This window comes from Pectobacterium parmentieri, assembly GCF_001742145.1.
In the GTDB taxonomy this organism is placed as follows: Bacteria; Pseudomonadota; Gammaproteobacteria; order Enterobacterales; family Enterobacteriaceae; genus Pectobacterium; species Pectobacterium parmentieri.
On the sequence record NZ_CP015749.1, the window covers coordinates 1,662,905 to 1,684,502 of the forward strand.

Sequence of the window (21,598 nt, forward strand, 5' to 3'; positions counted from 1 at the left end):
GGGAAACATGGCCTATTTTATTGACAGGCGACTGAACGGCAAAAACAAAAGCACGGTGAACCGCCAACGCTTTCTACGCCGCTATAAGTCGCAAATAAAACAGTCGATTTCCGAGGCCATTAATAAGCGTTCGGTGACCGACATCGAAAGCGGGGAGTCGGTGTCGATCCCCAATGCAGACATCAACGAACCGATGTTCCATCAGGGCCGCGGAGGACGCCGCCATCGCGTCCATCCGGGCAACGATCACTTCGTACAGAATGACAAAATCGAGCGGCCACAAGGCGGTGGCAGCGGTGGCTCCGGTCAGGGGGATGCCAGCAAAGACGGCGAAGGTGAGGATGGGTTTGTCTTTCAGATCTCCAAAGACGAATATCTGGACCTGCTGTTTGAAGATCTGGCGCTACCGAATCTGAAGAAGACCCAGCATCGGCAGATGACCGAATACAAAACGCATCGCGCCGGGTATACCGCTAACGGCGTTCCTGCGAATATTAGCGTGGTACGCTCGCTGCAAAACTCGCTGGCACGCCGTATGGCAATGACGGCGGGTAAACGCCGCACGTTGCATGAGTTGGAAGAGTCGTTGGAGCAGTTGGCGCATACCGAACCGGCACAGTTGCTGGAAGAGGAACGGTTACGGCAGGACATTGCCGAACTGCGCCAGAAAATCGCACGTGTGCCTTTTATCGATACGTTTGACCTGCGCTACAAGAACTACGAGCGTCGGGCCGAACCGTCTAGCCAGGCCGTAATGTTCTGTTTGATGGACGTGTCCGGTTCTATGGATCAATCGACGAAAGACATGGCGAAGCGCTTTTATATTCTGCTGTATCTGTTCCTCAGCAGAAATTATAAAAACGTCGATGTTGTCTATATTCGCCACCACACGCAGGCTAAAGAGGTCGATGAGCAGGAGTTCTTCTATTCTCAGGAAACCGGCGGCACCATTGTCTCCAGTGCCTTAAAGCTAATGGAGGAGGTGGTGCGTGAACGTTACGATCCATCACAGTGGAATATCTACGCCGCACAGGCGTCGGATGGCGATAACTGGGCAGATGATTCACCCCTGTGCCACCAGATCCTAGCGAATAAGCTTCTGCCGATGGTGCGTTACTATAGCTATATAGAAATCACCCGACGTTCACACCAGACGCTCTGGCGCGAATATGAAACGCTGCGTGATACGTTTGATAATTTCGCTATGCAGCATATCCGCGATCAGGATGATATTTACCCTGTCTTCCGTGAACTCTTCCGTAAACAAACCGTAGGGCATTAGCGACCTCTCAATCGGCCAGTTATCTGTTAACAGGTAGCTGGCTGATTTTATCTCTGTAGGCATTTTTCTATAAACATGCATTTAAAATACATGTATTATAAATAGCATTATACCTGCACAGAGAATCGCTCATGAATATTGATAAATTCAAACACCAGCACACCGAAATACTCGCAAGCATTGACACCCTGCGTCGCCTGTCGCGGGAAGGCGTGACGGAGAACGCCACTGGCATCGCTCGTGCCATTGTCGCCATGAGTTCGACTATCAAACTGCATCTTTCTGCGGAAGATCGCGTGCTTTACCCTTCACTGCAACGCAGCGGTGATGAACAGTTAGCGAAAATGAGTCAACATTATCAGGATGAAATGCAAACCATCGCTGCGGATTACGATGCCTTTTCCCGCCGCTGGAATACAGCTTCACAGTTGGTTGGGCACGATAGGGATTTCCGGGCTGACGCTAATCACGTCTTACGTAAAGTCTATGAGCGTATGCAGCGGGAAAATCATGATTTTTATCCCCGTATTGAAACTGCCTGAGATTATTAAATACGCCTGACTAAAGGGTGGAGAATTTCTGACACATTCGACTCCACCCTACTCATGACCAGCCGCCTCCGCATATATCGACTCATCTTTCGCCACACATCGGTGACACCGTCACAAAGATAACACTTCCTTTCCGCCAGTGTGCGCATTACCCTATCGGCCCCATAAAACCTAGATTTCTGTTTTGTTATGCAACGATTTATTCTGATTTTACTGACTCTGGTTCTACTCGGCCCTCTGGGCATCGACATCTATTTACCGCTTATTCCCGCCATCGCCGTGGCGCTGAACAGCCCAGAATCGCTGATTCAGTCCACCGTTGCCCTCTTTATTCTGGTCATGGGATTAGGTCAGCTTTTGGCAGGGCCACTGGTTGATAAATACGGTCGCCGCCCCATGGCGCTGGCAGGCGTGGTTATTTACATCATCGGGGCGATCATGGCGGCACTGGCCACCGATGCCACGCTATTCATTCTCTCACGCCTTTTTCAGGGTATGGCCGTCTGCTGTACCGCCGTTGCCATTTTCAGCAGCGTGCGAGACAAACTAAACGGCGATGATGCCGCCAGAACCTATGGTTTTCTTAACGGCACGCTGAACATCGTCCCGGCGCTAGCACCGTTATTAGGTGGGCTTTTAGCCGAGGCTTTCGGCTGGCGCGCTCCTTTCTGGTTCCTTGCAGGTTACAGCGTTCTGGTACTGGCACTCGTCATCCGTTTCCTGCCCGAAACACGCCCGGATTCAACCTTACCGGTGCACGGTTTGCCGCTGCGCCAATATGCCCGCCTGTTATCCGATCGCCACTTTCTGGGTTTCGCGTCAGTCAATGCAGGCGCAATGGGGATGGCGTTAACCTACGTCACCTTCTCTCCCGTGGTGTTAATGAACCAGGCGCAACTCACGCCGCTTGAGTTTTCGATTGCCTTCGGCGCAAACGGCTTTTGGATCATGCTGGTCAGCTTTTTTGCCAATCGCATCATCCGCAAAGTCGGTCGGCCGCGCTGTCTGGCTATCGGTAGCCTGCTGATGGGGGCGGGTTTTCTTTCGCTGCTCGGCGGTGTCGTTTTCTTACCCGAAACCATGCAAGATACCTGGCCAACCTACATGTTACCCGTCGCGCTAGCCTGTGCGGGTCTGGCATTTTTGATCGGGCCGTCCACCAGCTATGCGCTGGAACCTTATTCCAATGAAGCGGGCATTGCGTCGGCGATGGTAGGATTTGTGCAGATGGCGGGCGGTGCGGCACTGGGGCTGATTGCAATGGCAATGCCTCTGCCGTCAAAAATATCACTGGCGCTGGTTATGCTCTGTGCCGCTCTGCTGGCGATACGCGCCCGCCTGCTCACGCGTCACCACAAGAGCAGCATTACGTCGCTGCCCCGCGCCTAGTGCAAAACACTGAATACAGATACATTAACGAACGTATCTTTCCACGGATAAATCATCGGCCTCAATCTCCGGTGATTTATCCGACAGAATATCCGCCAGCAGCTTTCCTGACCCGCAGGCCATCGTCCAGCCCAACGTACCATGTCCTGTATTCAGATATAAATTTTTCAGCGGCGAGCGCCCTACCAGCGGCGTGCCGTCTGGCGTCATCGGGCGCAGCCCTGTCCAGAATGTCGCTTGCTCGATCGGGCCACAATGGGGATACAGATCGCGCACCACCATTTCCAGCGTCTCACGTCGTTTAAGGTTCAGATCGGTGTTAAAACCCACCACTTCTGCCATGCCACCAACGCGGATGCGATGGTCAAAACGTGTAATGGCTACTTTGTACGTTTCATCCAGCACGGTAGAAACGGGTGCCGAAGCATCATCCGCCAACGGGATCGTCAATGAGTAGCCTTTCAGCGGATAAACCGGAATAGTGAACCACTGCCGCAGTAGCCCCGTAGAATAGGAGCCGCAGGCCATCACATAGGCATCTGCTACGATCATTTCATCGTCGCACTGTACACCCGTGACATGTTGCCCTTCGACCCGCAGTTGGCGAACATGACGCCCTAGCTTGAAGGTAACCCCTGCATTGATGACCATCGCCGCCAGTTGGCGGGTGAACAGTTGGCAATCGCCCGTTTCATCATGCGGCAACCGCAGCCCACCGGTGAGCTTCTCCGCCACGCTCGCCAGCGCAGGTTCAACCGAGGCCAGCTCCTGGCGGGTCAACAATTGGTAAGGTACGCCAGCCTCTTCGAGTACGGCGATATCTCGTATCGCATTATCATATTGCTGTTCGGTGCGGAACAGTTGCAGCGTTCCACCCTGTCGACCTTCGTACTGAATACCGGTATCTCGCCGCAGTTGTTGCAAACAGTCACGGCTGTATTCCGCCAGACGCACCATCCGGGCTTTATTGGTCTTATAGTGGCGCGCATCGCAGTTGAGCAACATTTGCCACATCCAGCAAAGTTGTGTCGCCGTGAAGTCTGGCCGAATGGCCAACGGCGCATGGCGCTGAAACATCCATTTTATCGCTTTCAGCGGTATTCCTGGTGCAGCCCACGGTGCGGCATAACCGGGTGAGATCTGCCCTGCATTCGCTGCGCTGGTTTCCAACGCGGGTTCAGGTTGCCTGTCGATAACGGTAACATCATGCCCTGCCTGTGCAAGATACCAGGCGGTACTTACACCAACCACACCACTTCCCAGAATCACAACCCGCATGCGCCTACTCTCCCTTCTGCACCGTTAAAGGCCATTTAATCTGCTGACGAATTACTCATTTACCGGAATAAAACACTAGTTAAAAGGTGAAACTGAAGACTACTCTAGCAGTTGGGAAGCAATTGTCACCTGCCTCGACGATAACATTTATTTATTGTTATCTTTTCGTCCCGTTGATTCTTCACTGAAATCGTAACGAAATAACTGTGAAACCATTCACAAAATACGCTTTCATTTTTTCGCAAAAACGAGAAAGAAAAGTAAAAAAGATAAAAATGTTAAATCCCAGTTTAATTAATACGTTAGTTAGATTGCTTATTTTTAAATCATGACCACCATCACATAAATATAAGTAACAACATCGCTGTCAAGACATGACCGCACGTAATTAAATACAATTTTGCGACATCCATCAAAAAAACACCTTATCAGTTTAATAACATTGTGTTCACACGATGGTTATTCATATTTTTCGAGGGCGATGATGAAAATTGGATTAGTCATTAGCGGCGGCGACGCCAGCGGAATAAATAACTTCATCTATCAGGTGAATAAAATGACTGCCGCTGACATCGTCATTTTCGATGGTGGAATTAATGGCCTTATCGATAATTGCTGTAAAATCCTCACGCGTCGAGATCTGGTGGATTACTCCATTTCGTCAATGCCGCTGATTGCATCAGGGAGAAAAACTGAGAAATGTAGAAAAACAGACTACGAGGAAATCGTTAAAAACATCCAAAAACAAAAACTCGATGCGCTCATTATGGCTGGAGGAGATGGTTCATTTCAATTTTTAAAAAAATTAAGCCACTATGGTATTCATTGTTACGGCGTAGGAATGACGATTGATAACGACATCTCAGGGAATAGCTATACGATTGGTTTTTCTACCGCCTGCGAACAGGTAATGGGTGAGGTAGAGAAATTACGTAATACGGGCCGGGGATTACAGGGACGGGTATTCATGATTGAATTACTCGGTGGCTATTGCGGTGAACTAACACTACAGGCGGCATTAAAGAGTAATGCTGATATCGCACTCATTCCGGAATCACCGTGGGATATTGATGCGTTATCACACCGTATTCGGGAGAAAATTGCAGAACAAAATAGTGTGGTTATTTTATGCTCTGAGGGCTACACCCATGAATATACCCCCGGCTTTCAGGGCGCTATCGATACTATTATCAAGAAGCTCGAACATAAGGTTGGGATCCGCATCCGAAAAACTATTTTAGGATACGGATTACGAAGTGGCGCGCCTACCGGGGAAGAAATTATTCAGGGCACTCTATTAGCAGAAGAGGTCGTTCGGTGTATTAACGCTGGCCTGACTAATAAAATTATCATTATCAATAATAACAACAAAGCTATCCCTATCGATCTGGAGGATTCCGAACGACGTTTGGTTGATGTCGAAAGTCATTTTTATAAACTTGCGAAAACTCACCATCTTATATGAGGCCATTATTATGTTGAAAGTGCTTTGTGTTTGCGGCTGTGGATTAGGTTCCAGTTTCGCTATCGAAATGAGTGCAAAATCCGTATTAAAAAAATTGGGCATTGATGCGGAAATCAATCACACCACGATTTCAGAAGCCTCAGCCTTTAATTATGACGTCATTCTAACCCAGAAAATATTTGCGGATATCCTGAATAGCGACGCCAGTGAAGATGAGAAAAAAAGAGTCATCATTCTTAATAAACTTACCGACAAAGATGAAATAGAAGAAAAAATTTTAGCCTACATCCAGGCTCATAAATAGCATGAGGTGAAAAATGAACACCGTTATCAATTTCATTGTGAAAGATTTATTAGGCCAGGCATCCATATTAATCGCGCTGATCGCCATGATCGGGTTGATTTTACAGAAAAAATCGGTAGGAAAAATTGCAGAGGGGACGTTCAAGACACTGCTTGGTTTCCTCATCATGATGGCGGGGATTAACATTATCGTCGATGCCCTGACGTACTTGAACAGTATCTTTACTCATGGTTTCGGCATGAAAGGCTACATCACGGACGTCGCCGCCATCGCCGGATTGGCAAACCGCGAACTTGGGTCAGAAGTCGCACTGACGCTGATGGTGATCTTTGCCGTCAACATCCTGATTGCGCGGATTACCCCCTTTAAATATATCTTCCTAACGGGGCAGGCTCTGCTGTGGATGGCAACAATCGGTACGGTGATCGGCTATAAGTCGGGCTTGACCGGCGCGACGTTGATCCTCACCGGCGGTATATTTGGCGGTATTATGGCCGTGCTGATGCCTGCGCTGGCGCAGCCGATTGTCCGTAAAATCACAAATTCCGATGATGTTGCACTGGGGCATTTTTGTACCATCGGGTATCTGGTGCAGGCCGCCGTCGCTCGGTTAGTCGGTAAAAACTCTAAATCTACAGAAGATTTAACGCTGCCTGATAACTTCAAATTCTTGCAGGACACCTATCTGTCGATGGCCGTCGTTATGGTGCCGATGTACCTCATCCCCGCCTTGGCTGCGGGGCCCGCCTACATCGCGCAATATGCCAACGGCGTCAACTATCTGATGTATTCCTTCATGCAGTCCATGCAGTTTGTGGCGGGCGTTTTCGTTCTCTACAGCGGTGTACGGCTGCTGCTTAATGAGCTGGTGCCTGCATTTCGAGGTATCGCCATGCGTCTGGTGCCTAACGCTAAACCCGCGTTGGATTGCCCGGTACTCTTCCCCTATGCACCCAACGCCGTGATTGTTGGCTTCCTCGCCACCACCGTTGGTTCCATTCTGGGGATGCTGATCTTCCCAATGTTTGGATTGGCGATGATTTTGCCAGGTTTATTGACCAACTTCTTTGCAGGCGGAACGGCGGGTATTTTCGGTAACGCCATGGGGGGACGGCGTGGCGCAATTATCGGTGGTGTGGTTCATGGCCTTTTCATTACCTTATTGCCTGCCATTCTGGTGCCATTACTGGAAGTCTTCGGATTTACCGGCGTGACCTTCAGTGACTCTGATGTCATTGGTACCGGGCTAATATTAGGACACGCCTTCCAGCAAGACTGGTTATTTGTCGCCGCCTTTATCGCATTCGTGGCAGCCATTGCCTTTATTGCAAATCGTAAACTGTCGCAATAACGCATAAATACATCGTATGGCCTGTAGCTATTAATGCCATTATGTAAATTGCTTAAGGAACCACTATGTTTTCTCTACTCAAACGTTTTTTATCCCCTGGCCCCTCTTCCAGCCACCGTGATAATACGGATGACAATCGCATCAGAGAAATTGAGGAGGAATTAGCGGAACTTGAATCTCGTTTAGCACAAGACCCGACCCACAGTGACACGCAAAAAACGCTAATGATTAAATACAACCAGGCCATTCAATTATTTTCTTCTCATCCTGACTATCGGGATCGCGTTGATATTATTTTCATTCAGATAGATGAACTCAGAAATACTATTCGGAAAAATATATGAGGTTTTATGAGTATAAAAAATTTCCTTTTACAGCACAACTGCATTCAACTCGGCGTGCTATGTGAAACATGGGAAGAGGCTATTCATTGCGCCGCAAAACCATTAGTCAGTGCAGGATGTATTACGAAGAACTATCCGCTTGCCGTAATAGACAGCACGAAAAAATACGGTCCTTATTATGTTTTTGATGAAGGTGTCGCTATTCCTCATGCGCGCCCTGAGTGCGGTGTCATTGAAAATTGTTTTAGTTTACTGACGTTGCAAACACCACTTTCTATTCAGGGAAGTGAGCCTGTAGATATTTTAATCATGTTCGGTGGCGTTAACAGCGATGCACATATTACAGAAGGCATTGCCTCCATCGTCAGCCTATTAGAACAGGACGACATGCTCTCTCGTATTCGTTGTGCCACCACAGCAGATGATATTGTCGGAGTATTATGAAAACGCTTATTTTAGTAAATGGTATACCGGCATCAGGGAAAAGCACAGTAGCACGTATTATTGCTGACGAATTGCATCTCCCACGGTTAAGCCTCGATGAAATAAAAGAGCCATTTATGATGCAATTCTGCGAAATCATCGATAGGTCGTTAAATAGGAAACTAGGGTTCGCCGCATATCAGGCGATGTTTAACATCGTCAGGCAGGCTCCAGATAATAGCATTTTCATACTTGATGCCTGGTTCGGCTTTCGTGAAAAGTCGATATTACAGGAATATCTGGCGTCGTGTGATGTCAAGCATCCGCTTGAAATATGGAATGCTATTTCACCTGAACGGGTTGTGGAACGGTATCAAAAAAGAATGAATGAAAGAATAAAAGGCCACCCCGGTGATGAGTATCTCCCGGAGTTAATTTCACTCGCACATCAGGCACAGCCAATGTGTATTGGAAAGTGTTACACGGTTGATCAGGATAAGGAAATTAATCATCAGGAATTAATTCAATGGATCAAAACACACCTGGATTAATCGCTTATTTATATTACTTTTTATGAGGGTAATTATTATGAACACCATGACAACAGCCGAACACCGAGGATATCAATTAATTTGTAACGCAACGGGCGCCATGATGGTTATTGCCTGCGATCAACGTGGCGGGATGCGAACATTATTAGCACCAACATCTGATGCGCAGGCTGCGATTACCAATGAAACATTAGGAAAAACAAAATATGACATCACTCGCTATCTGGCGGCTGAGGCGGGCTGTGTGCTGGTTGACCCGATCTGCGCCATACCGGGCCTGATAGACGAAAATATTTTGCCTCGCGATACTGGCCTGCTCATCGGCCTTGATGCTTCTGGCTGGGAAACGAGCCCGGAAGGCTATCGGATCTCCACTATGGTTGAGGGCGTAACGGCCCGTAAAGTACGTGAATGGGGTGCCACTGGCGGAAAAATCATGATCTACCTTCGCCCAGATATCCCAGACGCTAATACCCGTAATCTTGAAACACTTCGTGCCGTGATTCGGGACTTTGCACAGGAAGATTTACTGCTCGTCGTCGAATTTCTCACCTATTCCCTGGAAAATGAATCCCGCGAAGCCTATACCCTCCGCCTGCCCGAGCTCATTCCGGCGGGCTGTCAGGCCTGTATCGATCAAGGAGCAAAAGTCTTGAAAATTCCTTATCCTGGATCGGATGAAGCCTGTGCGCGCGTGACCACACTCTGCGGTGAAATACCCTGGGCCGTACTGTCTGCGGGCGTCGATCACGCCACCTTTCTCCCTCAGGTAGAGAGCGCGTTAAAAAATGGCGCTTCTGGCGTCATTGCTGGCCGCTCTCTCTGGAAGGATTGCATCTCGCTCGATCGCAACGTTTCTAAAGAGAAGCTCTCCACGGTTGCCGTCTCCCGTCTCAACGATATTCAGGCGCTGTTAAAACGGTATCAACGCCCCTAGTTCAGACGAAATGCTGCGCTCTCTCAGGGGAGCGCACTTCCCTATTAATAGACGGCAAAACACCGTTCTTTTTTATCCCATCGGCGATCTTTATCCATCGAACACAGTCGATTCGTCAATTGCCGCGCCTCCAAAACTCAGCTATAACTAAATGAACCACGATGATTTTTTGACAGGAGCCAGCGGGAAGGCAGCACACGGGATCTCATCTACAGGCTTGTTATGTTAGGGGGCGCGCTGATGGCTATATCGACGGATAATCAGGTAAAAAAAACACTTCGCCTGAGTGATGGACCGGACTGGACATTTGAGTTATTGCGGGTTTATCTCGACGAGATTGATCGGGTAGCCAAGCTGTATCGTCTGGCAACCTATCCTCATCAGATCGAGGTAATCACCTCAGAACAAATGATGGATGCCTATTCCAGCATAGGTATGCCGATCAACTATGCCCATTGGTCGTTCGGGAAAAAATTTATCGAAACCGAACAGCGGTACAAGCACGGGCAGCAGGGGTTGGCATATGAAATCGTCATTAACTCCGATCCCTGTATCGCTTACCTGATGGAAGAAAATACGCTACCGATGCAGGCGCTCGTCATGGCACACGCCTGCTACGGACATAATTCGTTCTTCAAAGGCAACTATCTGTTCCGCAGTTGGACCGACGCCAGCTCTATCGTTGATTATCTGCTCTTTGCCCGGCAGTATATTGCGCAATGCGAAGAGCGCTATGGCGTGGATGAGGTCGAGCACTTGTTAGACTCTTGCCATGCGCTCATGAATTACGGCGTTGACCGCTATAAGCGTCCGCAGAAAATTTCGCTCGAAGAGGAAAAATCTCGCCAGAAAAGCCGCGAGGCCTATCTGCAAAGCCAGGTCAACGACCTCTGGAAAACCTTACCGCGCCGCGAACAGGGTGCAGCACCAGAACAAGCGAGACGCTTTCCGCAAGAGCCGCAGGAAAACCTGCTCTACTTTATGGAGAAGAATGCCCCGCTGCTCGAACCCTGGCAGAGAGAAGTGTTACGCATCGTGCGGAAAGTCAGCCAGTATTTCTATCCGCAGAAACAGACGCAGGTAATGAATGAAGGCTGGGCCACCTTCTGGCACTACACCATTCTGAACCATCTCTATGATGAAGGCCGGGTATCCGAGCGATTCATGCTGGAATTCCTGCACAGCCATACCAACGTGATTTATCAGCCGCCGTACAACAGCCCGTATTACAGCGGCATCAATCCGTATGCACTGGGCTTCGCGATGTTTCAGGACATCAAGCGTATTTGTCAGTCGCCGACAGAGGAAGATCGCTACTGGTTCCCCGATATCGCGGGTAAAGACTGGCTTGATACGCTGCATTTCGCGATGCAGAATTTCAAGGATGAGAGCTTCATCAGCCAGTTCTTATCACCTAAATTGATGCGCGACTTCCGGCTATTTACCGTGCTAGACGATGACCGAAACAACTATCTGGAAATTGCCGCGATTCACGACGAAGAAGGTTATCGTTTGATCCGACAAGAGCTGTCTGCACAGTACAATCTGAGCCATCTGGAGCCCAATATTCAGGTCTGGAACGTGGATTTGCGCGGCAACCGAGCGCTGACACTGCGATACGTTCCGCATAACCGCGCCCCCTTAGATAAAAGCAGTCAGGAAGTGTTAAAACACGTCCATCGCCTGTGGGGGTTTGACGTTTATCTGGAGCAGGCTAACTCGGATGGCAGCATTGAGCTGATTGAACGCTGTCCGCCGCGTAACGGAGCAGCATCCGCATAGCAGAACACGGCTACACCAGTACAAAGCGACAAAGACAAAGGGGATTCAGGCAGCAACCTGAATCCCCTTTTCACGCATTCACCATGAAGCGTAGGACGATTTAGCGGCGCACTTCCGCGATATCTCGCGGGATGGCGCTCTGCATACTGTGCCAGATCGCTCCACTTTCTTTACCGTAATGTCTGACGACATCCATAACCTGATCGTACAACTCTTCGCTGCGCAACGTTTCCAACCGACTGTAAAAATTCACCGCCAATTTACGGGCTTCTGGGTTGGAGAAATAATATCGCCCTACGCGAATATATAACCCTTTCAGACCATTTAGGATCAGGCCATAAATCGGGTTACCAGAGGCGAAAGCCAAACCACGGAACACGTTGTAGTCAAGCTGCGCAAAAGCATCTGCACTGTCGTCAACCGCGCTTGACTGTGTTAACACATCGCGCACCTTTTCAGGATTATGCCGTAACGCCGTCCGAATAAAGATAGCGGCAATATTGGTGCGCACTGCCAGCAGGTTATCGATCAGTTGCGGGACGCTATCGTGATCGAGCCGAGCCAACGTTTCCAGAATGTTGAGTCCAGAGGTTTCCCAGAAATTGTTAATCTTTGTCGGTTTCCCGTGCTGTATCGTCAGCCAGCCATCGCGGGCTAAGCGCTGAAGCACCTCGCGCAGGGTAGTACGGGTCACGCCAATCAGTTCGGAAAGCTCTCTTTCCGCGGGCAAAATAGAGCCAGGAGGAAAGCGGTTATTCCATATACTTTCGATAATGTATTCTTCCGCGAATCCAGCCGGACTTTGCGCCTTTATAACCATGTGTTTGATAATCCGTAGCGGTGATTGCCGAAAAAAGCCGAATCATAATACCAGACGAAAGAATCATGATATAGCGCCGTACTCAGGCCCCGAACCATTTCAATGAAAAATTGTGACTACAAACCGCCCTCTCACAGCGCAGAACGGTAGACTTATGACCGTTTGTAAAGTTTTTACTATATGATAAAAACCATCAAGCTATTCTAACGCATAAGGATTCTCTACCTATTATGATCGCTATGCCTCTCCATCGTGCGCTGTTAAGAAATTTTCTGGGATACGCGCCAGACTGGTACAAACTGACTATTTTTGGTTTCTTGCTGATTAACCCGCTGCTGTTCTATTTTGTCAGCCCGTTCTGGGCCGGTTGGTTATTGGTCGTGGAGTTTATTTTTACACTCGGCATGGCGCTGAAATGTTATCCGCTACAGCCCGGTGGCCTGCTGGCGCTAGAGGCAATCGTCATCGGCATGACCAGCCCACAGCAGGTGTGGCATGAAGTCACAGGGAATATTGAAGTTCTCATGCTGTTGGTGTTTATGGTGGCAGGTATCTATTTCATGAAGCAACTGCTGCTGTTTGTGTTTACCAAACTATTGTTGCGCATCCATTCCAAGCCCCTGCTCTCACTCGCCTTCTGTATGGCTGCCGCCTTTCTCTCCGCTTTCTTAGACGCGTTGACCGTGATTGCTGTCGTTATCAGCGTCGCTATCGGATTTTATGGTATTTACCACCGCTTTGCCTCTCAGCAAGGTGAAGACGAGGCCGATATCAGCGATGACAGCGCGTTAAACGGCGAGGAACATCATCGTACACTGGAGCAATTCCGTGCATTTCTGCGTAGTTTGATGATGCACGCAGGCGTCGGTACGGCTCTCGGCGGGGTGATGACGATGGTCGGCGAACCTCAAAACTTGATTATTGCGAAGAGCGCTGGCTGGGATTTCGTCAGCTTTTTCCTGCGCATGTCACCGGTGACCGTTCCTGTGTTTATTTGCGGTATCCTGACCTGCGTGCTGGTCGAACGTTTTAAACTATTCGGCTATGGCGTAAGCCTGCCGGACAACGTGCGCCGTGTACTTGAAGATTACGATCGGGATATGACAGAAAAGCGCACGCCGCAAGATAACGTGCGATTACTCGTGCAGGCGGTAATTGGCGTCTGGCTCATCGTCGCGCTGGCGTTTCATCTGGCTGAAGTCGGGTTGATTGGCCTTTCTGTGATTATTATGGCCACAACGTTTTGCGGCGTGACCGAAGAACACGCTATCGGTAAAGCGTTTCAAGATGCCATGCCGTTCACCGCGCTGTTGACCGTCTTCTTTGCCATCGTCGCAGTGATTATCGATCAGCACCTGTTCTCACCGATTATCCATTACGTCTTGCAATCTTCTGACAGCGCCCAGTTGACACAGTTTTATCTGTTCAATGGCCTGCTATCATCGATATCGGATAATGTCTTTGTAGGATCGGTTTACATTAACGAAGCCCGCAACGCGTTTGAGAGCGGAAAAATCTCCTTACCTCAGTTTGAGCTGCTCGCTGTGGCGATCAATACCGGCACCAACCTGCCTTCCGTCGCTACGCCGAATGGGCAAGCTGCGTTTCTGTTCTTGCTGACGTCCGCGCTGGCACCACTTATCCGCCTCTCCTACGGACGGATGGTGATCATGGCGCTGCCTTATACCATTGTGATGACGTTGGTCGGGTTGCTTTGCATCGAATTCACGCTGGTGCCGTTTACGGAATTTTTAATGAATAATCACTGGATTTCTTTGCCAAATTTGACCGTATCGGGCAGTCACTCATAATCACGATCGTGTATAGTCATTACGGTGACGACAATTTCCCTGCTGATGATGTTATCAACAGGGACGTTATCGCCGAAAAAATGACAGAAAAGCATCAAATAAACATATCGTTACGTTTTGCACAGTGAAATGATGGCAGTGAAGCCAGAACGGTTTACACTGCTGCTTTAGTCATGTTTAGCATGGAATATTTTTATGTTGCGATTTCTTAATCGTTGCTCACGCGGACGTGGTGCGTGGCTGCTGCTGGCGTTTACTGCTTTAGCATTAGAATTGACCGCGCTCTATTTTCAGCACGTTATGCTATTAAAACCGTGCGTGCTGTGTATCTATCAGCGCAGTGCGCTATGGGGTGTGTTCGCAGCAGGTATTGTCGGTGCTATGGCTCCGTCAAGTCTATTGCGTTATCCGGCTATCGCGCTCTGGATATACAGCTCGTATGAAGGGGTTCGATTAGCATGGAAACACACCGATATCTTGTTGAATCCGTCGCCGTTTAACACCTGTGATTTCTTTGTCAGCTTCCCATCATGGCTGCCTTTAGACAAATGGCTTCCCGCCATTTTCAATGCGACAGGTGATTGTTCTGAGCGTCAGTGGTCATTCCTCTCGATGGAAATGCCACAATGGCTGCTAGGTATCTTTGTTGCTTATCTGCTGATTTCGGTGCTGGTGCTGATCGCTCAGCCTTTCCGTCCCAAACGCCGCGACCTCTTCAGCCGTTAATGATATACCCTAAATAATTCAAGTTTCAGGACAAAACGTTAACGTTTTGAACAACGCAAAGCGTTGGCTCTTCAGGGCGAGGCCCACGACGGGCCGAGTATTTGAACGCAGCCAACGCACATGCAACTTGAAGTATGACGGGTATAGGCCGAAAAGCCCGACGATATGTCGGGCTTCTGGTAACCGTTTCTACCTCTACGCTTCACAGGCTCGCGCCAACCGTCACTGCTGTGGCCTGTAGATATCGCGATAGTGGCCTAATCGCTCGTTGAAAAAAGGTCTCTTTTCCTGCGGAATTCTGCGTGATATTTCATCTGCGTCGATCTTTTTTTCCTGACTTTCCATGAAAGCAATCGTGGAGGCAGCAAAGTCGGTGTACTGCTCGCTGTATTCAAGAATGATTTTCTCAAAGTTAATCACATGCTCTCCCCCTCTGCTGGTTTGGTTGCTCTAAAATTATACAACACGCCACGATTTATGCCGGAGACGACAGCATGATTCGCACAAGGAAAAAGGAAAATGTGAAGTAGTAGGCAAAAAGCGGATGAGCGTTTCGATTCCAACCGTGAGATGTGGCGTTTTTTACTTCAACGAGATGTAAACCACCCGCTCTTTCTGAGCGTTTTTTCTTCACTAGCACTCTCCTTATGCCTATAGTACATATCGCTGGTCGACGACGACTTATCACCCTATGAGGTATTTCTATCGCAATTAATTTATTCAGGAGAAACAATCATGTTAGGCAATATCAATATTTTCATCGCCGTGTTGGGCGGCATCATTTTTCTTAGCTTTCTGGCTGCGTACCTGAGTCCTAAATGGGATGACTAATGAATACTGACGCTCCCCCCGATAAAAAGCCCCTCTTCTGAGAGATTCAGATTGAGGGGCTTCTTGTTTTAGGCATGTAACTTGTTTTCGTCACGCAACAACCCGCATCGAACAAAAACTACCGCGCCCATTCCGGTTTGTTCAATATATGATCTTGCCAGTCCACCACCTCGCTCTCACGCACGGCAATATGACGGACTGAGATACGTTCGCGGTGCATTGCCGTCTTGGTACCACAAACCAGCGGATGCCACTGCGGTAGATCTTCACGTTCATGGATCAGACGATAAGCACAGGTCGCCGGTAGCCAGTTAAACGTCAACAGGTTTTCTCGCGTTAGTTTGATGCAGTCCGGTTCGTACTCGAAGCGTTTTTCATAGTTACGACACTGGCAGCTTTTAATATTCAGTTGATTACAGGCGACGTTGGTAAAGTAGATCTCCTCCGTATCCTCATCAATCAATTTATGCAAACAGCACTGACCGCAGCCATCGCACAGCGACTCCCATTCATCGTCAGACATCTCAGACAACGTTTTTTGCTGCCAAAAAGGGCGTTCAGTCATGTTTCTTCCTGTTGTAAATCTATAGCGTTGTAAATAAAGATGCGTGATTCTGGCAGGCACTGCGGGGAAATATTGCTGCCCGTCGTTCAACACGGGCAGCCAGAGCGTTAAATAATACGTGTGCTCAGCGTCCGGTCATTTACCGTAATCGTCAGCATATCGCCAGACAGGATCGGACCGACCCCTTTTGGGGTACCCGTTAAAATAATATCGCCCGCGCGCAGCGTAAAGAAACGGCTCATGTAAGCAATCAGCGGCAGAATCGGCGTAATCATATCACGCGTGTTGCCCTGCTGGCGCACTTCATCATTCACTTTTACACCCAACTCGGTTTGCTGCGGATCGCCAAACTCGGCAACCGGAATAAAACCGGAGATCGGGCAGGAGCCATCAAACGCTTTGGCTTTTTCCCACGGCTGGCCCACTTTTTTGAATTCAGACTGCAAATCACGCAACGTCAAGTCCAGCGCCACACCATAACCCGCGATTGCACGAGCGACGCGTTCTTCATTCGCTTGCTTTAACGGCGTACCAATCAGCACTGCCAGTTCGACTTCATGGTGAACCGAGCCCAGGTTTTTCGGAATGGCGACGGGCTGACGTAAATCACACAGTGCGGTTTCAGGTTTGATGAATAAAACCGGCTCGCTCGGGGTCGCACTTCCCATCTCTTTGATGTGTTCTGAGTAGTTGCTCCCGACACAAACCACTTTATTTACCGGAAAATCAAGCAGCGCGCCCTGCCAGTCTCTGTGTTGATACATGGGTATTCTCCTGCCCTGTCTGTTGGATTATCGCTGCTTTCATGGCACCGTTCTCGCCCAAAAGGAAAGCCGCTATATAAGAACACGATGGTGCAAAACCATCGTTATATCATCGTAACAGGGGTTACCCCAACAGATTTCAGGAACGCAAGGTTACCGATCGCGTAGCCTGAAGAAGGCTTCATAACCAATCAAGAATAGAAACAATTAAATGATGGCAGGGGGAAAACTCAAAATGTGAATATTTATCGCGCGGAATATCATGCAAACAATCAAAATATTCCACGCCAAATTATGTGTGCGGCTTTATCTGAAAGTGCGCCTTGGTATTATTTTTTTACACTTACACTGGCGTGGTTAATAAGCTTTCAACAGGTGGCGGAACCTGCAGATAAAACCCCTGCTCCTGTAGCGCAAATTTCACTTTTTCTATATCGGCATTCGCCAGTTTTTTACGCTTATCCAGCGGTAAAACCATGGCTAACTGCGGTGCGCCAAAACTTTTCATTAATTCTTCAGGCACGCGTGAGAAATCGTCTTTTTTTTCAACATAAAGATAGGTCTGATCGCGTTTCACACTTCGATAAATCACACAAAACATTTTTTTTACTCTATTTGATGGGAATGCCATCTTGCCTGTATATAATTGTAACTATAACATGCTTACAGCGCTCTGGAATATCGTGCCTTAAATGTTACTCTAGGGATTAAAAGATGCTGAAACTGAGTCAAGATAGATGTCACAAACGCCAATAGAGCTAAAAGGCAGCAGCTTTACCTTATCGGTTGTTCATTTGCATGATCCCCAACCTGAGGTAATTTACCAGGCACTACAGGAAAAAATAGAGCAAGCGCCTGCTTTCCTGAAAAATGCCCCCGTTGTCATTAATGTTGCTGCATTAACTGCGGAAACCGACTGGATAAAATTGCAGCAGGCCATTTCATCAACCGGCCTGCATGTCGTCGGCGTCAGCGGATGCAGCGACGACGTATTAAAACAAGCCATTGCGCAGGCAGGACTTCCTCTTTTGAGTGAAGGCAAAGCACAACGGCGGGCCGTTGAACCCGTTGCTGCCGTTCCTGCTGTAGTGAAAACAAAAATCATCAACACACCTGTTCGCTCCGGCCAACAGATTTATGCCCGGAACAGTGACTTAATCGTCATGAGCAGCGTCAGCGCAGGGGCAGAGGTGATTGCTGATGGCAATATTCATATTTACGGCATGATGCGTGGCCGAGCCCTCGCGGGCGTTTCTGGCGATGTTCAAAGCCAGATATTCTGTACGCATCTGGCCGCAGAACTGGTCTCTATCGCCGGACGTTACTGGCTGAGCGACCAGATACCTGAAGCGTATTTTGGGCAGCCAGCACGGATCAACCTGAACCTGCTGGACAATGTGTTAACGATAAAACCTCTAGACTAGAATCTCCCAAGGAAACATTTATGGCACGCATCATTGTTGTTACATCGGGTAAAGGGGGCGTTGGCAAGACCACATCAAGCGCGGCCATTGCTACCGGTTTAGCCCAGAAAGGAAAAAAGACGGTTGTCATCGATTTTGACATCGGTCTGCGTAACCTCGACCTCATCATGGGATGTGAGCGTCGCGTGGTGTATGACTTCGTGAACGTGATTCAGGGTGATGCCACGCTGAATCAGGCGCTGATCAAAGATAAGAGAACGGACAACCTCTATATTTTGCCTGCATCACAAACGCGCGATAAGGATGCGTTAACGCATGAGGGCGTGGAAAAAATACTCAACGATCTGGGCGATATGGCGTTCGATTTTATCGTGTGTGATTCGCCAGCCGGGATTGAAACCGGTGCGTTGATGGCGCTCTATTTTGCTGACGAAGCGATTATCACCACGAACCCGGAAGTCTCTTCCGTTCGCGATTCTGACCGTATTTTGGGCATTTTGTCCTCAAAATCACGCCGTGCTGAGCGTTCTGAAGACCCTATCAAAGAACATCTGCTGTTGACGCGCTATAACCCAGGCCGGGTAAGCCGTGGCGACATGCTGAGTATGGAAGACGTCCTTGAAATCCTGCGGATCCCGCTGGTTGGCGTTATTCCTGAAGACCAATCCGTACTGCGCGCCTCTAACCAAGGCGAACCAGTGATTCTGGATGCTGAAGCCGACGCGGGTAAAGCCTACGCGGATACCGTTGATCGCTTGCTTGGCGAAGAGCGTCCTTTCCGTTTTATTGAAGAAGAGAAGAAGGGTTTCCTTAAACGACTTTTTGGGGGATAAATTATGGCTTTACTGGACTTCTTTCTGTCCCGCAAAAAAACGACAGCCAATATTGCCAAGGAACGGCTGCAAATTATTGTCGCGGAGCGACGCCGGGGAGATAGCGAACCCCATTATCTGCCGCAATTAAAGCGAGACATTCTTGAGGTTATCTGTAGATATGTACAGATTGATCCTGAGATGGTAACGGTTCAACTTGAGCAAAAAGGAGATGATATTTCCGTACTTGAGTTGAACGTTACATTACCGGAAGCGGAAGAAACGCCTAAATGATTTTTCTGCTTTAGTATCCCCTGCTTTTATGCAGGGGATACCATTCTTCAGCCTTCAAATTTTATGTTCGTTGGCTTTATCACTCACCCAATCCTTGAACGACAGACATAAACAAACATTCAACCGCCTCCGTCTTTATCTCCTTCAATCTGAAAATATGTTAGCATCGTTAATATGCTCGGTTCACATAGACCAACGTTAATGCGGAGTTAACATGATGAATTTACAGTCGCTGCTTCCGGTACTACTCTCTACGATCCTCGCATCCTGTGCTCAATACGATTACGATGCAGATCAAGAGAAGAAATCCACAACAAGCCACTCCAGACCTCAATATAAAGTTAACGATAAAGGAAATTTAATAATAGACAGACGTATGGAGAAGATCCGAAACAGAGGTTGTGAAGATAACAGCGTCGATTGTGGGAGAGCCGTCGGCTGGTAATTATTGAATTCGGTGTTGTCTCTGGGTCTCCCGCCACAACAGGGGAAGACGCAGTTTTTATTTCTACGGCGGTTCTCTACCGCTTTCCCTTCGCCCCATCTGCTGCTTTTTCCAGAATTGAACCGCAGCAACAAATAAGGCGTATTGAGAATACTCATTTGCAGGTAATTAATAGCCCTGTACGATGTCACGCAGTTCATCGCCATATATCTGGCCACGCCAGCCGGACAACATTTCCGGTGTGTTCCCGTCTTGCGCCGCTAATTTCCAGTGCCAGTTCAGCAGGCGATTAATTTGACGACGTGATGCCAATAATTCGGCGGATAAGCCGCTCTGTTCACTCGCCCGCTGTACCAACGCCTTGATATCTTTAAACGCTTTTTTATAACCGGGATGGTCGATCAGATTAATCACTGGCGGTGGGCAATCCACGTCAGCAATGCCGTCCGTTTGTGCCACACAGTCCAGCAGCGTTTTTCCGTGGTAGCGGATCTCCGGGCCGCTTAGCCCCAGAGAACTCAGCTCCCCCAGCGAAGACGGCAGGCAACGCGCCACTTGCAAAAGATTCTCTTCACGCACGACAAAATTCACCGCGCTGTCCCGCTCACGCGCTTTGCGCAAACGCCACTCAGCCAGACGTTGGAGACACGCCAAATTCCGGCCACGTAGCTGCCAGGCGTTGCCAAATTCACGATAGGCCAATGCCGGGGCTAAAATATCCTGTTTACGCTGACAAAGCAGGAGACACTCGTCCAACGCGGCGTTCATCCACCCCGCAGCGTCGGTATCCGTCACCAGTTGAATGGCCATCGGCAGCAGGTAGAACACATCAGCGGCCGCGTAATCACACTGTTTTTCGCTCAGCGGACGGGCGAGCCAGTCCGTTCTCGACTCGCTTTTATCCAGCGTCACGCCCATGTAGTCGGCCACCAGCGCAGCAAAGCCATAAGAAAGTGGCTTGCCTAAAAATGCGGCCAGAATCTGTGTATCAATGAAAGGCGTCGGCAGTGTTCCAAACGTATTGAGAAACACTTCCAGATCCTCGCTGCCTGCATGCAGAAATTTAGTGACCTGCTCGTCACGCAGCAACGCCTGAAAAGGAGCCCAGTCGGTAATCGTTAACGGATCGATAAGCGAAAGCTGTTCACCGTCATACAATTGAATCAACCCTAATTGCGGGTAATACGTGCGAGTTCTGACGAACTCCGTGTCCAATGCCACCTGCGGAAAGCGTTGCGCCTGGGCGCAGATCTGTTGTAACCCGATGTCGGAAGTGATCAACTGATAATTCAAAACGTCATTCTCTTGGTTGTTTTACTTTACGGTTCTGGGTCAAATCCGTATCGCCGTAAAAAATTCCCGGCGGAAATTTTTAACGTCGCAAGCGACGGCCCATAGGGTGACGGCTGTTCGTCCGTCATAAAAAAGAACGCCGGATAAACCGGCGTG

General features: G+C 48.9%; 25 protein-coding genes. 17 read left to right on the top strand and 8 right to left on the bottom strand.

The features are described 5' to 3' along the window. Positions 1 to 7 precede the first annotated feature (7 nt). From A8F97_RS07355 to A8F97_RS07365, 3 genes are all read left to right on the top strand, one after another. Positions 8 to 1,282, top strand: coding sequence for a YeaH/YhbH family protein (locus A8F97_RS07355; RefSeq protein ID WP_014699881.1), 1,275 nt, complete (start codon positions 8 to 10; stop codon positions 1,280 to 1,282). A gap of 131 nt (positions 1,283 to 1,413) precedes the next feature. Further along, positions 1,414 to 1,824 carry a hemerythrin domain-containing protein gene (locus tag A8F97_RS07360; RefSeq protein WP_033071481.1) on the top strand — a complete coding sequence of 137 codons (411 nt, stop codon included), beginning with the start codon at positions 1,414 to 1,416 and terminating at the stop codon, positions 1,822 to 1,824. 198 nt (positions 1,825 to 2,022) lie between these two features. Continuing rightward, positions 2,023 to 3,222, top strand: a complete 1,200-nt coding sequence (locus A8F97_RS07365; RefSeq protein WP_025919056.1) for a multidrug effflux MFS transporter — start codon at positions 2,023 to 2,025, stop codon at positions 3,220 to 3,222. Between the two features lie 24 nt (positions 3,223 to 3,246). Here the strand turns inward: A8F97_RS07365 and A8F97_RS07370 are convergent, their stop codons facing one another. Then, positions 3,247 to 4,500 carry a D-amino acid dehydrogenase gene (locus tag A8F97_RS07370; RefSeq protein ID WP_033071480.1) on the bottom strand — a complete coding sequence of 418 codons (1,254 nt, stop codon included), beginning with the start codon at positions 4,498 to 4,500 and terminating at the stop codon, positions 3,247 to 3,249. Between the two features lie 484 nt (positions 4,501 to 4,984). On the opposite strand from A8F97_RS07370, the gene A8F97_RS07375 reads away from it, so the two are divergent. The 8 genes from A8F97_RS07375 to A8F97_RS07410 all read left to right on the top strand — a co-directional run bounded on the left by A8F97_RS07375 (position 4,985) and on the right by A8F97_RS07410 (position 11,657). Next, positions 4,985 to 5,965 (top strand): 6-phosphofructokinase, encoded by a 981-nt coding sequence (locus A8F97_RS07375; RefSeq protein ID WP_025919054.1) that lies wholly within the window; start codon positions 4,985 to 4,987, stop codon positions 5,963 to 5,965. Between the two features lie 10 nt (positions 5,966 to 5,975). Continuing rightward, positions 5,976 to 6,269, top strand: a complete 294-nt coding sequence (locus A8F97_RS07380) for a PTS sugar transporter subunit IIB (RefSeq protein ID WP_011093910.1) — start codon at positions 5,976 to 5,978, stop codon at positions 6,267 to 6,269. 13 nt (positions 6,270 to 6,282) lie between these two features. Then, positions 6,283 to 7,620 (top strand): PTS sugar transporter subunit IIC, encoded by a 1,338-nt coding sequence (locus A8F97_RS07385; RefSeq protein ID WP_033071479.1) that lies wholly within the window; start codon positions 6,283 to 6,285, stop codon positions 7,618 to 7,620. Between the two features lie 65 nt (positions 7,621 to 7,685). Next, complete coding sequence (locus tag A8F97_RS07390) at positions 7,686 to 7,964, top strand: hypothetical protein (RefSeq protein WP_033071478.1); 279 nt, start codon at positions 7,686 to 7,688, stop codon at positions 7,962 to 7,964. Between the two features lie 6 nt (positions 7,965 to 7,970). Beyond that, the gene (locus tag A8F97_RS07395; protein WP_014699874.1) at positions 7,971 to 8,408 is read left to right on the top strand and encodes a PTS sugar transporter subunit IIA; all 438 of its coding nucleotides are present in this window, start codon (positions 7,971 to 7,973) and stop codon (positions 8,406 to 8,408) included. Then, entirely contained in the window at positions 8,405 to 8,938 is a 534-nt protein-coding gene (locus A8F97_RS07400; RefSeq protein WP_033071477.1) for a P-loop nucleotide/nucleoside kinase family protein, read from the top strand. The genes A8F97_RS07395 and A8F97_RS07400 overlap by 4 nt, the downstream gene beginning before the upstream one ends. A gap of 37 nt (positions 8,939 to 8,975) precedes the next feature. Further along, a complete protein-coding gene (locus A8F97_RS07405) occupies positions 8,976 to 9,875 on the top strand; it encodes a tagatose-bisphosphate aldolase (RefSeq protein WP_033071476.1) in 900 nt (299 codons plus the stop codon). Positions 9,876 to 10,115: 240 nt separating this feature from the next. After that, positions 10,116 to 11,657 carry a SpoVR family protein gene (locus tag A8F97_RS07410; protein WP_025919051.1) on the top strand — a complete coding sequence of 514 codons (1,542 nt, stop codon included), beginning with the start codon at positions 10,116 to 10,118 and terminating at the stop codon, positions 11,655 to 11,657. A 100-nt stretch (positions 11,658 to 11,757) separates the two neighbouring features. On the opposite strand, the gene fadR is transcribed toward A8F97_RS07410, so the two are convergent. After that, positions 11,758 to 12,477, bottom strand: coding sequence for a fatty acid metabolism transcriptional regulator FadR (gene fadR, locus A8F97_RS07415; protein WP_033071475.1), 720 nt, complete (start codon positions 12,475 to 12,477; stop codon positions 11,758 to 11,760). A gap of 230 nt (positions 12,478 to 12,707) precedes the next feature. On the opposite strand from fadR, the gene nhaB reads away from it, so the two are divergent. Together nhaB and dsbB are read left to right on the top strand one after the other, a co-directional pair. Continuing rightward, on the top strand, positions 12,708 to 14,288 hold the full coding sequence (gene nhaB, locus A8F97_RS07420; RefSeq protein ID WP_033071474.1) for a sodium/proton antiporter NhaB: 1,581 nt from the start codon (positions 12,708 to 12,710) through the stop codon (positions 14,286 to 14,288). Positions 14,289 to 14,483: 195 nt separating this feature from the next. After that, on the top strand, positions 14,484 to 15,014 hold the full coding sequence (dsbB, locus tag A8F97_RS07425; RefSeq protein ID WP_014699868.1) for a disulfide bond formation protein DsbB: 531 nt from the start codon (positions 14,484 to 14,486) through the stop codon (positions 15,012 to 15,014). Positions 15,015 to 15,236: 222 nt separating this feature from the next. Here dsbB and A8F97_RS07430 read toward each other — a convergent pair whose 3' ends face one another. Together A8F97_RS07430 and A8F97_RS24335 are read right to left on the bottom strand one after the other, a co-directional pair. Next, positions 15,237 to 15,434 carry a DNA polymerase III subunit theta gene (locus A8F97_RS07430; RefSeq protein WP_010275471.1) on the bottom strand — a complete coding sequence of 66 codons (198 nt, stop codon included), beginning with the start codon at positions 15,432 to 15,434 and terminating at the stop codon, positions 15,237 to 15,239. A gap of 55 nt (positions 15,435 to 15,489) precedes the next feature. Beyond that, positions 15,490 to 15,648, bottom strand: a complete 159-nt coding sequence (locus A8F97_RS24335) for a hypothetical protein (protein ID WP_154665130.1) — start codon at positions 15,646 to 15,648, stop codon at positions 15,490 to 15,492. Between the two features lie 101 nt (positions 15,649 to 15,749). Here A8F97_RS24335 and mgtS point away from each other — a divergent pair, with 101 nt between their 5' ends. Further along, a complete protein-coding gene (gene mgtS / locus A8F97_RS24065; RefSeq protein WP_014699867.1) occupies positions 15,750 to 15,845 on the top strand; it encodes a protein MgtS in 96 nt (31 codons plus the stop codon). 118 nt (positions 15,846 to 15,963) lie between these two features. Here mgtS and A8F97_RS07435 read toward each other — a convergent pair whose 3' ends face one another. From A8F97_RS07435 to A8F97_RS07445, 3 genes are all read right to left on the bottom strand, one after another. After that, entirely contained in the window at positions 15,964 to 16,410 is a 447-nt protein-coding gene (locus A8F97_RS07435; RefSeq protein WP_010275477.1) for a YcgN family cysteine cluster protein, read from the bottom strand. 107 nt (positions 16,411 to 16,517) lie between these two features. Next, positions 16,518 to 17,174, bottom strand: coding sequence for a fumarylacetoacetate hydrolase family protein (locus tag A8F97_RS07440; protein WP_014699865.1), 657 nt, complete (start codon positions 17,172 to 17,174; stop codon positions 16,518 to 16,520). 343 nt (positions 17,175 to 17,517) lie between these two features. After that, complete coding sequence (locus tag A8F97_RS07445) at positions 17,518 to 17,775, bottom strand: YcgL domain-containing protein (RefSeq protein WP_014699864.1); 258 nt, start codon at positions 17,773 to 17,775, stop codon at positions 17,518 to 17,520. Positions 17,776 to 17,911: 136 nt separating this feature from the next. Here A8F97_RS07445 and minC point away from each other — a divergent pair, with 136 nt between their 5' ends. The 3 genes from minC to minE are packed head-to-tail and all read left to right on the top strand — an operon-like array spanning position 17,912 to position 19,704. After that, the gene (gene minC / locus A8F97_RS07450) at positions 17,912 to 18,598 is read left to right on the top strand and encodes a septum site-determining protein MinC (protein ID WP_014699863.1); all 687 of its coding nucleotides are present in this window, start codon (positions 17,912 to 17,914) and stop codon (positions 18,596 to 18,598) included. Positions 18,599 to 18,618: 20 nt separating this feature from the next. Beyond that, positions 18,619 to 19,431 carry a septum site-determining protein MinD gene (minD, locus tag A8F97_RS07455; protein ID WP_014699862.1) on the top strand — a complete coding sequence of 271 codons (813 nt, stop codon included), beginning with the start codon at positions 18,619 to 18,621 and terminating at the stop codon, positions 19,429 to 19,431. Positions 19,432 to 19,434: 3 nt separating this feature from the next. Then, a complete protein-coding gene (minE, locus tag A8F97_RS07460) occupies positions 19,435 to 19,704 on the top strand; it encodes a cell division topological specificity factor MinE (protein WP_005968801.1) in 270 nt (89 codons plus the stop codon). A gap of 613 nt (positions 19,705 to 20,317) precedes the next feature. On the opposite strand, the gene rnd is transcribed toward minE, so the two are convergent. Continuing rightward, the gene (rnd, locus tag A8F97_RS07470) at positions 20,318 to 21,442 is read right to left on the bottom strand and encodes a ribonuclease D (RefSeq protein ID WP_033071472.1); all 1,125 of its coding nucleotides are present in this window, start codon (positions 21,440 to 21,442) and stop codon (positions 20,318 to 20,320) included. Positions 21,443 to 21,598 lie beyond the last annotated feature (156 nt).